Genomic DNA, 13,553 nt, shown 5'->3' with positions numbered 1-13,553 from the left:
GACAGACATGCGGAACGGAATTTTTGACGCGGCGGGGCTCGACACAAGCTTCGCGCCGGCCCCCTGGCCGTGGGCGGAGGAGGAGGCAGAGCGCATCAGCGCCCATTGGCGGGCGCGGCTCGCCGAAAAGCCCAAAATGTTCGACGGGCAGGTGCTGCTGCTGCGCGACCCCGCTCTTTGCGAAACGCCGGGCGCGCGCGCCCAAGGAAAAGTGTTGCGCGGACAGTTTTTCCTCACCCGTTTCCGTAACTTCATGGCCTGGCGGGATTTCGGTTGTCCCGACGATAGCGTCTTCAACTGCTTTTCCATGGCGGCGCTGCGCTCGTCCGACGGGGCCTGGCTTTTGGGCGAAATGGGCGGCCACACCATGAATTCCGGCAAGATCTACTTCCCCGCCGGCACGCCCGACCGCAACGACATCGTTGGCGACCGCGTCGACCTCGCCCTCAGCGTCGCCCGCGAGATGGAGGAGGAGACGGGGTTTTCTCCGGCCGAGGCGCCGGGCGGGGATTTTCGGGTTGTGGTCGAGCGGCAGCAAATCGCCTGCATCCAGCAGCGCCGGCTGGCCCTGACGGCCGATGAGGCCGTGGCGCGGGTGGCGGCGTTTTTGGCGCGCGATCCTGACCCGGAGCTGACGCGGCTGGTGGCGGTGCGTGGCGAGGCGGACCTGAATGCGGCGGCCATGCCCGGTTTCATCGTGACCTATTTGCGCGATGCGTTCGTCACGCTGGGATGTGGCGCATGACCCGCAAGGCTGATCTCGACGCCGCCCGCGCGGAGCATGAGCGGCTCGGCGAAGCCCTCGCTGAACATGACCGCGCCTATTATCAGGAAGACGCGCCCAGAATTTCCGACGCCGATTATGACGCCCTGCGGCGGCGCTACGAGGCGCTGGAGGCCGAGTTTCCCGAACTGGGCGGCGCCGAGTCGCTGACGAAAAAAGTGGGCGCGGCGCCGGCGGAAAAGTTCGCCAAGATCGCCCACGCCATTCCCATGCTCTCGCTCGGCAACATTTTTGCCGACGAGGATTTGTTCGAATTCGTGGCGCGGGTGAAGCGGTTTTTGGGGACCAGCGCCGATATCGCCTTCACCGCCGAGCCGAAAATCGATGGCCTCTCCTGCTCGCTGCGCTACGAGCGCGGAACGCTTGTCAGCGCCGCCACGCGCGGCGACGGGACCGTGGGCGAGGACGTCACCGCCAATGTCCGCACGATCGCGGCGATCCCGCAAAATCTTTCGGACGCGCCGGACGTGCTGGAGGTGCGCGGCGAAGTTTTCATGAGCAAGGCGGATTTTTCCAGCCTCAACGCCCGGCAGGCCGAGGCGGGCGAAAAGATTTTTGCCAACCCGCGCAACGCCGCCGCCGGGTCGTTGCGCCAGCTCGATCCGTCGATCACCGCGCGGCGGCCTTTGAAATTTTTCGCCTATGCCTGGGGCGAGGTTTCCGCCATGCCCGCTCCCACCCAGGCCGGCATGACCGCTTTCTTTGCCGAGCGGGGATTTCCGACCAATCCGCTTACGATTCTTTGCGAAACCCCGGAAGCCATGCTGGCGCATTTCCGCGCCATCGAGGCGCAGCGCGCGACGCTCGACTATGACATCGACGGGGTGGTCTATAAGGTCAACGAGCTCGCCTTGCAGACGCGTTTGGGTTTTGTCGCGCGCGCGCCGCGCTGGGCCGTCGCTCACAAATTTCCAGCGGAACAGGCGACCACTGAGCTGTTGGCGATCGACATCCAGGTCGGCCGCACCGGCGCGCTCACCCCCGTCGCCAAGCTGAAGCCGGTCACCGTCGGCGGCGTCGTCGTCTCCAACGCCACGCTGCACAACGAGGATGAAATCGCGCGAAAGGATATTCGCGTCGGCGATACGGTCATCGTCCAGCGGGCCGGCGACGTGATCCCGCAGATCGTCTCCGTGGCAGCGCATCAAGAGGGCGCGCAGCCCTATGTCTTTCCCCAGACCTGCCCCGCCTGCGGCTCGGCGGCGCTGCGCGAAATCGATCCGAAGACCGGCGAAGCCGACGCGGTGCGCCGTTGCACCGGCAGCCTCGCCTGCCCGGCCCAGGCGATCGAAAAACTGCGGCACTTTTGTTCTCGCAACGCTTTTGACATCGAAGGGCTCGGCGACAAACAGATCGCCTTCTTCTTTGAAAAGGGACTGATTCAGACTCCCGCCGATATTTTCACGCTGGAAGAGCGCGACCGAGCGAGCCTGACGAAAATCGAGAATTTTGAGGGATTTGGCAAAGTCTCGACGCGAAAGCTTTTCGCCGCCATCGCGGCGCGAAAAACAATGGTTCTCAACCGCTTCATCTATGCGCTGGGCATCCGCCATGTCGGCGAGACCAACGCCATCCGCTTCGCGCGCGCCTTCGAACATTTCGACGCGTTCCGGGAGATCGCGCGAAAGGCGGCGCCGGGAACGCCCGAGCGCGACCATCTCAACGCGATCGACGGAATCGGCGACGTGGTGGCCGAGGCCGTGGCGGATTTCTTTATCGAGCCGCACAATGAAGAGGCGCTAGATGCGCTGCTGGCGCAAGTCACCCCTTTTGCCATGGAGGCGGTGAAGAGCAATTCGCCAGTCGCCGGCAAAACGGTTGTGTTCACGGGCTCGCTGCAAAAAATGACCCGCGACGAGGCCAAGGCGCTGGCCGAGCGGTTGGGGGCCAAAGTGTCGGGGTCGATCTCCAAAAAAACCGACCTGCTGGTCGCCGGGGCCGACGCCGGGTCAAAACTCGCCAAGGCGCGGGAGTTGGGGGTCGAAACGATTGATGAGGACGGGTGGCTGCGGCTGGCGGGGGTGGGTGAGGATTGAGCGGTCCGGCGGAATGCGTGCGATTCAATAACATAAATTGCGCGATTTATGTTATCATGCCTGCCGTCCAGCACGGGAGGGCCAATGATGAATGTCTCGATCGGCGAAAGGTGGGAAGGCTTCGTTGACCGCGTGGTCAAGGACGGTCGTTATGGTTCCGCCAGCGAGGTTGTGCGCGAAGGCTTGCGCCTCGTCGAAGAACGCGAAGCCAAGCTCCTCGCGTTGCGCGCGACACTGAATGAATCCATCGCCCGTGGCGGCGCGGTGACGGACGACGAACTTGATGCGGCCCTCGCGGCAAAGGCGGCTGAATTGAGAGGCCGTAGAGGAGCGAAGTGAGGCGCGCGACCTTTCTTGCGTCCGTTCGCTCCGATCTTCTCGCGATCCTGACGTATATCGCTGACGCCAGCGGCGATGTCGCCGTTGGCGAAGCATTTGTGACCAAGCTCCGCGCGCAATGCCATAAGCTCGCGTCCTATGAGATTGTCATAGGACGCGCGCGACCGGAACTTCGCCCCGATATTCGCAGCTTCCCCTACATGGGCTATGTCATCTTTTTCCGGTATGTCGATGACCGCTTTGAGGTTGTGAATATCCTTGAAGGCCATCAGGACATCGATGCCTTTTTTAGTGGGGTGGACTCCTTTGACCCTCCGCCCCCTGACCAAGATTAGCAAAACCCGCCAATGTTCTGTGGCTATGCGCAAAAATGACCCGTGACGAGGCCAAGGCGCTGGCCGAGCGATTGGGGGCCAAAGTGTCGGGATCAATTTCGAAAAAGACCGACCTGCTGGTCGCCGGCGCCGATGCGGGCTCGAAACTCGCGAAGGCGCGGGAGTTGGGGGTCGAGACGATTGATGAGGACGGGTGGTTGCGGCTGGCGGGGGTGGGTGAGGCTTGAGCGGCGCGCGGTCCCTTGCCTGTATGCTTAAGCGCGGCCTCGAAACGTTCTTCGGATTCGGCGGTTCCCGCTGACGCCGACCAGCGTCTGCAAGCCCGCTCGTCATCTTCGGCGCCAAGCGCCGGACGATGGTTGCGCGTGCGCCTACCACGAAGCCTTCCGATTTGCGATTTCCGTTTCGACAGCGGCAAGGCGCAGTTCAAAGTTAGCGTTCAGCGCATAGGCGCGGCGGAGATTGGCGATCTTTTGCGTGGCCTCATCTTCCGCACCAGGTGTATCACCCAGGATCTGGGCGACGAGGATCTGGATATCTACCCAGTCGGGATTGCGAGATGCCAATGCTTCGGCGACTTCAAACGCCATTCGATGCTCCTTCTTTAGAAGAAAGCACATTGCGAGGTGACGTGACGCCTGATCGTGGCCCGCAGTGACGATCGATCCATTACAGCAATTATCCATCAGCGCGGCATGCAAGGGGTGTTGATCACGGCCGTCGAGTTCGAGCGCCACCATTACGCAAACGCCGACATAGTCATGTGTCTGAATGAGTTGCTTGAGCGTCGTCGCCTTCAATCGATTGTCGTCATCCTTAAGCAAAGGAACGCAAAGCTTTTCGATTTGTGTCTGAAGCGCGGCGTAGTTGCTTTGGAACGGTTGGGAAAACGAGCCAACACAGGGGCCACTGAGAATGCTCGCAAACGAGAGGAGGCAAACCATCCGCTCAGGTTCCGACATGGGCTTTATCAGTGAACCCGCGAAAGCGTCGTAGTCGGTCCTCATCTGCCCACTGTGATTGATCCGAAAAATCCCTTCGGCCTTCACGAACGTCTTGAAGCGCGCGAGTGCGGCCTGAAGACGGATCGGCCAGCTTTGAGAATGGGCGCACGCTTCCAAAAACCGCCGCGCGGACGCGTGCGGAGCGCTGCCGATCTCGCCGAGTGCGTAGCAGATCAGCCATCGCTTGAACACCGAAGCACTCCGGCCATGACGGACAAGGATTTCCGCTAGCGGGTAAGGCGAGCCGCTGCGGCAGGAGAGCATGAGCTCAAGGATGCCCCTAAAATCAAAATCCGAAAGCCCGTCGGACAGCGCCGCCAAAAGAAATTTATGGGCTGTCCGAAATTCGTGCCTCGACATGTGCTGTCCCGTGCCAAAGCTTTCGACTTCTTCGATTGTCTCAACGGCCTGCGAATCAGCAAAGGCATCCCAGAAAAATTGGCGTGCGTCCCCTTTCTGGGTGTCATCGCCATCGAGCCAACGCGTTAGGTTCTTACGATAGGACGCTTCGTCCTTGATTGGGGGTAATTCTTGCGGAGCGGGCGAGCCGGCGGAGTTGTTGGCTGCGTATGGCACCGCCGGCGCGTGGCTCGCGCTCACGCCGTACAAGCGCTGGCCATCGGCGGCATACATCCGCAAAAAAAGGATGCTATGGCACGTTTTCGTGAAGGCGGCGCCGACGCGCTCATAGAATCTGAGTCCATGGCCGATGTCGTAGGCGTCGAGGTCCGCAAGGAGAGACGCGACCGTATAGGTGTCGTCGATTTCGAGATGAGCGCCAACGGTGTCGCGAGTGGCCCGCGCGGTTTGGAGCTCGGCTTGAAAGTTCGAGGCGGCAACGAAATTGTCGATCGGAGCAGACGACTGACCGTTGGCAGTGATGAGCTTGTCCAACCCGTCCGTCGCCTGGGGTGCGCCGGGTGAGACCTGACGCGTCACAAGGCAATCGCAAAAACTAACGAGGTCTGTAATAATCCGTGCCTTGAGGATACGAACAATCGGGGGATGAGCGACGAGCCTGTCGAGAAGGATACCCTGGATGGCGATCCACCGGCGGATCAACGCGAGTTGGCTCGCGCGCGCATGCACTGGCGTCATGTTCAAGACCGCTGCCGTATTATTGCGCGTCATGGCGAGCGGGTCGGTTCCCATCTCGATCCAGCTGCGGTTTTCGATAGCTCGCTGGAACTGACGAAGTGTCTCTAGGAAAGCTTGGTCGGTAAGATCGGGCGGGTCGGCATAAGGGACGTATCCCGGCAAGTTACAGGGCGCAAGGCCTCGGTAAATCTGCTGCGCACCATCGACAAGAAAGCTGATCTTGACAATCTCGATGTCGTTCCAAAGTTCAATGCGCTTGCCAAAGTCGAGGTCCTGGACATGCGCGCCGAGCCGGTGTCTGGAAACCTTGAAGTATTCCTCGAAGGCGGAGGCGTAGGCTTCCTTAGTCTTGTGAAAGTCGCGCGTGTCATAGCCTGCGTTCATGAGCGGCCTGCGGAGGCCCCGGGCATGCTCGATGAAATTCTCCGCCCTGATGAGAATGTGGCGGGCCAGCGTGCGCGCGACGAAGGAGTCGGTTAGATGCATTGTGAGAAAAAACGCAAGTTGCATTTCCTCGGCGATGAATCTGAGCTTCTCCACCCGATTGGAAATCATTGCGTAGCGAGTCCTGTGTGGGCGTTGCCGGCTGTCCCTTGGAAGTGGCACCGGCCGAACCGTCCGGAAGCCTCTAAGTTAGGAGCGCGGGCGAATAGAATCGGTCCAAGGAAAGCGCTGCGCGCGGCTAAAGCCGCGCGCTTCTGCTTAATTTACACAGGCCGGAAGAACCACGATACCGTCTGCCATACGCCCTGCTTTTGTGAGGCTACGATAGCTCAGGACGTCAGAATTGGAACCACGGTCAAAGAGCACGGACAGCTCGGACTGCTTGAACCACACCTCTCAAAAGCGTTGCTCGTCACCGGTAACGGACAATGGGCTTCTGCTCGCCGAATGCGCACTCTTGGCGCCGAGCCGGCGTTCCCGGCACCGCCCCACGGTCCGCTCCCGCCGATTGCAGGCCGATCAGGCAGCTTTGATCTGGCTCGCCTCACATCTCTATGATCGCACGGAAGCGTTACGGTGAACCTTTTTTGGCGCCGTCTCGACAGCCCTTGAGGGCGCGTTTTTCAAAAATTTCTATTCCTGGTTGCAACGCGCCCGCGCAAAATCGAGCAAAACACGCGCGTTTGTGCAAAAAACACGCGTTTTTTGACGAAAAACATGCTGTTTTCGTGATTGCCCGTTCTGGGTTGTGGCGGCGACGACAGGGGTGATCAACGTTTGCCGCGATCCCCCTCGGCGGGCCGGGCGGCTTATTCTCTTTATTTAACAGATGTTTGTGAGGAACGCTCGCTCTCGACCGAATCGTTTCACGTGAAACAAAACATGAACATTTTTTGGCCACATTGACGGATTCGCCGGGTTTTGCCGTTTTCACTTTTCGTGAAAAGTCTACTTTTGGGCGAACAGGGCTACGAAAACCGTGGGCCGCCCTCGTGGTTCGAGACGCCCGCTTACGCGGGCTCCTCACCATGAGGGCTATTGCGATCAAGACATGCGTTTTCGCTAAGACTCTTCGCCAAGCTCGAACGGCGCACTGGACACGCCGTTCCCCGCTTCCTATGTGGACAGCCAAGATGATCGACGACGTCTATTCCGCCAAAATCCTCGCGCTCGCGGCGAACATTCCGCATCTCGGCCGCCTGCCGGCGCCGCAGGCTTCGGCCAGCGCGCATTCGCGGCTGTGCGGATCGAGCGTCACCGCCGATCTGTCGCTGGTGGGCGGAAAAGTCGCCGAATTCGCCCAGGACGTGAAGGCCTGCGCGCTGGGGCAGGCTGCTTGCGCCGCCATGGGCCGGCACATCATCGGTTCGACGCCTGAGGAATTGCGCGCGTTGCGCGAGACCATGCGAAAAATGCTGAAGGAAAATGGGCCGCCGCCGCAGGGCAAGTTCGCCGACGCCGGGGTGCTGGAGGGCGCGCGCGACTACAAGGCGCGGCACGCCTCCATTCTCTTGATCTTCGACGCGGTGGTGAAGGCGCTGGACCAGATCGAGGTCGGCGCGGACAGCTGACAAAAAAGCCCCCGTCCTTCGCAGGACGAGGGCTGAAGACGCTTTGGGCTCTGGAAATATCAGCCGCCGCTCACCACCTTCAGGTGGCTGATTTCGCCGTTCCGATAGGCCTCCAGGAAATCGCGATAGTTGCGGAAGGAGACGCAGCCGTTGGAATCGCCGCGCGGGCCAAGCATGAAGGTGTGGGCCAGGAGGCCGTTGCGGCCGTGGACATTGCTGTCGAGGGGGGTGAGGCGCAGCGCCTGGACGCCATGGAACAGGCTTTCACGCAGGGAAAGCTTGTAGGTCGCCGGCGGGGTGGCCCCCTTCATGCGCAGATGCACGCCGCCGGGATTGTCGAAATAGGGGCCGAGGCCGGAATGGGCTTCGAGTTGCTTGCCGCTGGGCAGGGTGACGGTGTGCGCCGCAATGTTGTAGACGGCCACCCCTTCGGAAGGACGGGCGGCGGAAAACAGGCCGCTCGACATTTTCAGCGCGCTGCCGCCGTCCGGCGACGCATAGGCGAGCTGCGGACCCTTTTCCTTGGGCTTGTCGCCGCTGCTGCCGAACAGTTTGTCGAAGAAGCTGCGCGTGTCGGTCTCCGCCTGCATCTGCGGCTGGGCGCGCAGGCGGCGGGCGGCGACGCGCGGCGACATGGGGGGTTGGGCTGCGCTGGGGGCCGGGGTCGCCTTGGGCTCCTCGACCTTGGCGACGCGCGCCGGCGAAAGATTGGTCGGGCGGGCTGGAGGCTGCGGGACCACCGACTCCTCTTCCGCCAGACGCAGGCCGAGTTCGGCGGCGCCTTTCTGCGGTTCGGTCAGGGGCGCGGCCGGCGCGGGTTCGGGCTGAGGCTCGACCTCGGCGACCTGCTGTTGCGCCTCGGGTTCGGGCTGATACATCGGGTCGGACTGGAACAGCGACCTGTCGAGCGCGAAGGGGCGACCGTCCGCGACGATATTGCCGCCGCTGGCGTAGTCCGGATCGAACAATTCGCCATAGGGGCTGGCCGCCGGGCGAATGTCCGCGGCGGCGAGGCGCGGGGTCGGCTGCGGGAGGACGGCGGCTTGAACCGGCGCGTCCGCGGCCGGAGCGGCCTTGGCGGCGGTGGAGCCTTGCGGCGGCTCCGGAGCGATCGCCTGGTTGGCCAAGCCGCCGGCGACGCGCAGGGCGACCAGCGCCGAAAACGACATGGCGGCGAGGACCGGGACGGTCCGGGTGAAGATTTTGCGCGGCAGGCTGGCTTTTTCCATGGCGTCCAGCGCGTTGGCTTCGAAACTCCAGTCGGTCATCCGCCTACTCTCACAAACTGACTTGATCATGTGACGCCGGGCATACGCCCGCCGCGCGGTGATTCGTCTTTTGCGCGGCGCGGGAGCCAAAGCCGCACCAAAACTCGATCCGGTCGGCGCCCGTTTGCTCATTGGAGCAAATCATGCCTAAAATTCGATTAAATTTGTCGCGGTTGTCTTGCATGTCTTTTGCCTGCTCCGCCCGCCGGACTTCCCCCTTGCGCTTTGAGTGACCGGCGGGTCGCGGTCGAGCGCAAATTTCTCCCGTCCCGAAAAGCGCCGCTTTTCGGGTCCATTAGCCAACAGAACACAAGGATTGCCGCTTAGAGGCGCATCGCCACGCCGCAACAGCGAACTCACTTCCCTCTCAAGCCCGGGCGGCGACGCAATTCGTCAGCGCCCCAGCTCAGGCAAAAAAGACCTGAAAAAAGGCGAAAATGAGGATCACGAGAAATTTATTTGACAGTTACACGGAAGCCACACCAGTTTCAGGTAAGCTACACCGCCCTGTTTTCGACCTTAAATCTCAGGCCTGTCCCGCCAGCGACGCAAGAGAATCCGGTCGAGTCCGGCGAATGCGCCATAGAGCGCAAGGCCACAAAGGCAAAGCAAAAATACGGCCGCATACATCATCGGAATTTTTAGCCGGTAGCCCGCCTCGACGATGCGGAAGGCCAATCCTTCCCCCTGCCCCGCCGCCCCGGCGGCCAGTTCCGCGGCCACGGCGCCGATCAGGGACAGCCCGGCGCCGATTCGCAATCCGACGAAAATCGAGGGCAGCGCCGAGGGCAGCCGCAGCCAGAACAGGATTTTTGTTCGCGACGCGCCCTTCAGGCGGAACAGCTCGGCCAGGCCCCGGTCGGCGCCGCGCAGGCCGGCGCTCGCGTTGGACAGAATGGGAAAGAAGGCGACAAGCGCCGCGCAGGCCAGCACCGCCGCATGCGGTTGCAGGTAGATCAGCAGCAGCGGCGCCACCGCGATCAGCGGCGTGACCTGCAAGACCACGGCGACGGGCAGGAAGGCGCGCTCCAGCAACGGCGACCACGCGAACAGCAGCGCGAGCGCCACGCCGCCCGCAGCAGCCAACGCCAGCGCCTGCAAGGCTTCGAAAAGCGTAGTCGCGGCGGCGCCGAGCAATTGTGGCGCGTTGGCGAGGAGCGTCGAGGCGATCAGGCTCGGCGCCGGCAGTTGCGCCGGCGGGATTTCGAGCAGGACAACAAAAACCTCCCAGAAACCGATCAGGGCGGCGAGCGCGACAACAGGGGTGAGTCGCGCGATCATGCGGCCTCCATCGCCTGTCGCAGGCCTTGGCTGAGGCGCACGCAGGTCTGCGCATAGGCCGGGCTGGCGCGCAGCGCCGCCCCGGTCGTCCGCGTCTCCTCAAGCGCGACCAGGGCGTGGACGCGGCCGGGATTGGCGCTCAGGATGCAAACGCGGTCGGCGAGATAGGCGGCCTCGTAGACCGAATGGGTGACGAACAGGATGGTGACGCCGGCGCGCAGATTTTGCAGCGCGTCGTTCAGCTCCCAGCGGGTGATCTCGTCCAGCGCGGCGAAGGGCTCGTCGAGGAGCAGCAGGTCGGGCCCATCCACCAGAGCGCGCGCCAGCGAAACGCGCATCTTCATGCCGCCGGACAGTTCGCGCGGCAGAATCTTTCCTAAGCCTTTTAGCCCAACGCGCTCCAGCGCCGTCTCAACGCGCGACGCCGCCTTGCGCCGCCCCATGCCCGCGAGCCGCAAGGGCAAGGCGACATTGGCGGCGACGTCGGCCCAGGGCATGAGGTTCGGCTCCTGGAAGACGAAGCCGATTTCCGGCTTATTGTCGGGCCAGTCGATGGCGCCGCCGGTCGGGGTTTCGAGGCCGGCGACCAGCCGCAGAAGCGTGCTCTTGCCGCAGCCGGAGGGGCCGAGCAAACAGAGGGTTTCGCCGCGCCGCACGGAAAGATCGACGCGCTCCAGCGCCGGGGCGGCGCGTCCGGGGAAGGTCAGGGACAGGTCTTGGAGGGTGAGAAGGGGGGCGGTCATGGGCGGCTTTCCCCGTCCCTCCCCCCGGGGACGTCATGCCCGGGCTTGTCCCGGGCATCCACGCCAAGACATCGCTTCAGCGTTTCAGGCCGGGACGAACGCCTCATAAGCTCAGCAAGACCGTCTCGCTCCATGCCTGCGTGGATGGCCGGGACAAGCTCGGCCATGACGGTGGAGAGCGACGTGACGCACCCCATTCACTTGCCTTCCAGCCCAAGACCGTGATTGACGAAGCGCAGGTCGAGCCCCTTGGCGACATCGAGCCCTTTTGCCGCCGCGCCCGCCTCCACCATCTCGGCGTAATGGCGCTGGACGCGCGCCAAGTCGATCGCGCCGATCCCCTTGGTCAGCGCGTCGCCGGATTCGACAATGCCGAATGCTTTCATCTGCGCGATGGAAAAGGCGATCAGGGCGTCATCAATATCCGGGTTCTGCGCCTTGATCGCGGCGTTGGCGGCGGCATTATCGCCGTGGAGATAATGGACCCAGCCGAGGATCGAGGCCTCAACGAAGCGCCGCGCAACATCCGGATGTTTCTCGAGAAAATCGCGACGCGTCTCAATGGTCGTCGAATAGGTCTCGAAGCCATGATCGGCGAGCAGGAAAACGTTCGGCTGGAACCCGCCGTCGCGCGCGATGGCGAAGGGTTCGGAGGTGGCATAGCCCTGCTGGATCGAAGATTTGTTGGCAATGAAGGGAGCGGAATTGTAATTGTAGGGCGCGACGTTCTTCCGCGAAAAGCCCCACTTCTTCTCCATCCACGGCCAGACCGTGGTCAACGTGGCAAGGCCGACAAACGCCTTGGCCCTGGTCAGATCCTCAAACCGATCGAAACCCGCGCCAGGATGCGACATGAAGATCAGCGGGTCCTTCTGGAAGATCGCGGCCAGCGTGACGATGGGAATGTCTTCCGCCAGCGCGGAGAATTGCCCAATGATGTTGTCCCCCATGTAGAAATCGACTTTTCCCGCCGCGAGCAGCAAACGGTTGTTCTTCTGGGGGCCGCCGGGAAGGATGGTGACGTCCAAGCCGTATTTCGCGTAGGCGCCGTCGGCCAGCGCCTGATAGAAGCCGCCATGCTCGGGCTGGGCGAGCCAGTTGGCGGCGAAGGTCACCTTGTCCGCCGCTTGCGCCGCAACGGAGTGGAAGACGAGGACACAAGCGAAAAAAACTGTTCGGAACAAGGGCAGGCTCCGTCAAGATGATCGCAGCAGAAGCCATCGGGACGCAAGGGTCAAGCCTCACCTTTTTCCCAGCCGAACACGCTCCTGCCGCCGAATTCTTCCGAGCTGCGGCGCTCCTCGCCGACCATTTCGTCGAACGTGCTTCCGCCCGCCGTCTCCAGCCGCCGCGCCTCCGCGTCGAGGCGGCGCAGCGCTTCGAGCCTGTCGTCGTTACCGAGCTTCGCCTTGGCGACAGCGCTTTTCAGCACGCCGATCGTCTCATCAAAAACCTTGGTCGCGACCGGAAAAGGATGCCGGTCCTTGCCGCCATGCGCCAGCGAAAACCGCGCGGGATCGGAGAAGCGGCAGGGCGCGCCATGCACCACCTCCGCGACCATCGCCAGCGACAGCACGGTGCGGGCGCCGACGCCCGGGACCATCAGCAATTCGGAAAAATCTTTTGGGCCTGCATCCGCCGCTGCGGCGAGCGCGCCTTGCAGGCGGCGCAAGATCACGTTCTCCGGGCGGACATCGTGATGCGCCGGCATAAACAAATGCGGCAGCAGCATCTGCGCCGGCTCAGCGTGCGGCTGCAAGGCGGCGAATTCGCGCGCGCAGCCGTCGGGGCCGAGGTCGCGTAGCAGGTCCAACTGCCGCGCCCGTGATTTTTGGGCGCGATGGTCCGTCAGATTGACGATCTCGCCCTGGTTCTGGCCATCAATGGCGGCGTGGGGCGCATCGACAAAATCATCCAAACCTTCGGAGAGCCAATGGTAGCGGCGCGCCATGCGCGTTTCGCCGTTCATGCCCTGCTGCACGACAACCCATTTGCCATCGTCGGCGACAATAAAACCGTGGAGATAGAGGTCAAAACCGTCCTGCACGGCGGCGCTGTCGACCTTGGCGACCATGCGGCTGGCCTGCGCCAGCGCCGCGCCGTCAAAACCGACGCGCGCGCCAATATCCTGCAACTCGACGGGCGTTTTTCGCGAATGTTTCCCCCGGCCGCCGCAGACGCGAAGCCCAAGTTCGCCCGACAGCGGCTCCAAGCCCCGTTTCAACGCGCCGATCACGCTGGTGGTGATTCCCGAGGAATGCCAGTCCATGCCCATCACTGCGCCAAATGACTGGAACCAGAAGGGATGGGCGAGGCGCCGCAAGAATTCGTCGCGACCGTAATGATGGACGATCGCTTCCACGATCACCGCGCCGAGGCGGGTCATGCGCTGGCCGAGCCAAGCGGGAACCCGCCCGCCATGCAGGGGCAGATCGGCGCCGCCCGCGCGTCGCGCCATCAGTTGAGCCTTCCTTCCCGCGCCTTTGTCATCGCCCTGCCCCTGCGCGCAGCAAACCACAGTTCGATGCGTCTGGGGAGCGTCCAAAAAATTGCGCCAGCGCAAACGCCAAAGCGGATCGGGACTTTTTCCCGAACGCCCGCGCTGGCTTCGAGCGGGCGCCGCCGTTAATCTGTCGTAAATGGGGCGGAA

The 13,553-nt window shown here is 62.8% G+C and carries 12 protein-coding genes and 1 pseudogene; 6 read left to right on the top strand and 7 right to left on the bottom strand.

The window, feature by feature from the left end:
• Nucleotides 1-7: 7 nt before the first annotated feature.
• The 5 genes and pseudogenes from GJ654_RS16645 to GJ654_RS16625 form a co-directional block, all read left to right on the top strand.
• The gene (locus GJ654_RS16645; protein WP_155447305.1) at nucleotides 8-745 is read left to right on the top strand and encodes an NUDIX hydrolase; all 738 of its coding nucleotides are present in this window, start codon (nucleotides 8-10) and stop codon (nucleotides 743-745) included.
• Nucleotides 742-2,820, top strand: coding sequence for an NAD-dependent DNA ligase LigA (gene ligA / locus GJ654_RS16640; RefSeq protein ID WP_155447304.1), 2,079 nt, complete (start codon nucleotides 742-744; stop codon nucleotides 2,818-2,820). Before GJ654_RS16645 ends, ligA begins: the two co-directional genes overlap by 4 nt.
• A gap of 87 nt (nucleotides 2,821-2,907) precedes the next feature.
• Nucleotides 2,908-3,159 (top strand): type II toxin-antitoxin system ParD family antitoxin, encoded by a 252-nt coding sequence (locus GJ654_RS16635; RefSeq protein ID WP_155447353.1) that lies wholly within the window; start codon nucleotides 2,908-2,910, stop codon nucleotides 3,157-3,159.
• Nucleotides 3,156-3,494, top strand: coding sequence for a type II toxin-antitoxin system RelE/ParE family toxin (locus tag GJ654_RS16630; RefSeq protein ID WP_264586283.1), 339 nt, complete (start codon nucleotides 3,156-3,158; stop codon nucleotides 3,492-3,494). The genes GJ654_RS16635 and GJ654_RS16630 overlap by 4 nt, the downstream gene beginning before the upstream one ends.
• A 32-nt stretch (nucleotides 3,495-3,526) precedes the next feature.
• A pseudogene (locus GJ654_RS16625) lies at nucleotides 3,527-3,721 on the top strand (BRCT domain-containing protein); the annotation flags it as partial.
• Between the two features lie 144 nt (nucleotides 3,722-3,865).
• Here the strand turns inward: GJ654_RS16625 and GJ654_RS16620 are convergent.
• On the bottom strand, nucleotides 3,866-6,151 hold the full coding sequence (locus GJ654_RS16620; RefSeq protein WP_155447303.1) for a hypothetical protein: 2,286 nt from the start codon (nucleotides 6,149-6,151) through the stop codon (nucleotides 3,866-3,868).
• Between the two features lie 1,022 nt (nucleotides 6,152-7,173).
• Here GJ654_RS16620 and GJ654_RS16615 point away from each other — a divergent pair.
• Entirely contained in the window at nucleotides 7,174-7,611 is a 438-nt protein-coding gene (locus GJ654_RS16615) for an iron-sulfur cluster assembly scaffold protein (protein ID WP_155447302.1), read from the top strand.
• Between the two features lie 59 nt (nucleotides 7,612-7,670).
• On the opposite strand, the gene GJ654_RS20995 is transcribed toward GJ654_RS16615, so the two are convergent.
• From GJ654_RS20995 to GJ654_RS16585, 6 genes are all read right to left on the bottom strand, one after another.
• A complete protein-coding gene (locus GJ654_RS20995; RefSeq protein ID WP_246664793.1) occupies nucleotides 7,671-8,879 on the bottom strand; it encodes a DUF2778 domain-containing protein in 1,209 nt (402 codons plus the stop codon).
• A gap of 10 nt (nucleotides 8,880-8,889) precedes the next feature.
• On the bottom strand, nucleotides 8,890-9,063 hold the full coding sequence (locus GJ654_RS16605) for a hypothetical protein (protein WP_155447301.1): 174 nt from the start codon (nucleotides 9,061-9,063) through the stop codon (nucleotides 8,890-8,892).
• 335 nt (nucleotides 9,064-9,398) lie between these two features.
• Nucleotides 9,399-10,160 (bottom strand): ABC transporter permease, encoded by a 762-nt coding sequence (locus GJ654_RS16600; protein ID WP_155447300.1) that lies wholly within the window; start codon nucleotides 10,158-10,160, stop codon nucleotides 9,399-9,401.
• Nucleotides 10,157-10,903 carry an ABC transporter ATP-binding protein gene (locus GJ654_RS16595; RefSeq protein WP_155447299.1) on the bottom strand — a complete coding sequence of 249 codons (747 nt, stop codon included), beginning with the start codon at nucleotides 10,901-10,903 and terminating at the stop codon, nucleotides 10,157-10,159. The genes GJ654_RS16600 and GJ654_RS16595 overlap by 4 nt, the downstream gene beginning before the upstream one ends.
• A 197-nt stretch (nucleotides 10,904-11,100) precedes the next feature.
• Nucleotides 11,101-12,087 (bottom strand): ABC transporter substrate-binding protein, encoded by a 987-nt coding sequence (locus tag GJ654_RS16590; RefSeq protein WP_246664792.1) that lies wholly within the window; start codon nucleotides 12,085-12,087, stop codon nucleotides 11,101-11,103.
• A gap of 50 nt (nucleotides 12,088-12,137) precedes the next feature.
• Nucleotides 12,138-13,361, bottom strand: a complete 1,224-nt coding sequence (locus GJ654_RS16585; protein WP_155447297.1) for a DUF763 domain-containing protein — start codon at nucleotides 13,359-13,361, stop codon at nucleotides 12,138-12,140.
• Nucleotides 13,362-13,553 lie beyond the last annotated feature (192 nt).

Origin of the sequence: Rhodoblastus acidophilus, assembly GCF_009720655.1 — a bacterium.
Classification (GTDB): Bacteria; Pseudomonadota; Alphaproteobacteria; order Rhizobiales; family Beijerinckiaceae; genus Rhodoblastus; species Rhodoblastus acidophilus_A.
The sequence above is the reverse complement of the archived record's forward strand: the minus strand, read 5'-3'. Positions and strand labels throughout refer to the sequence as shown.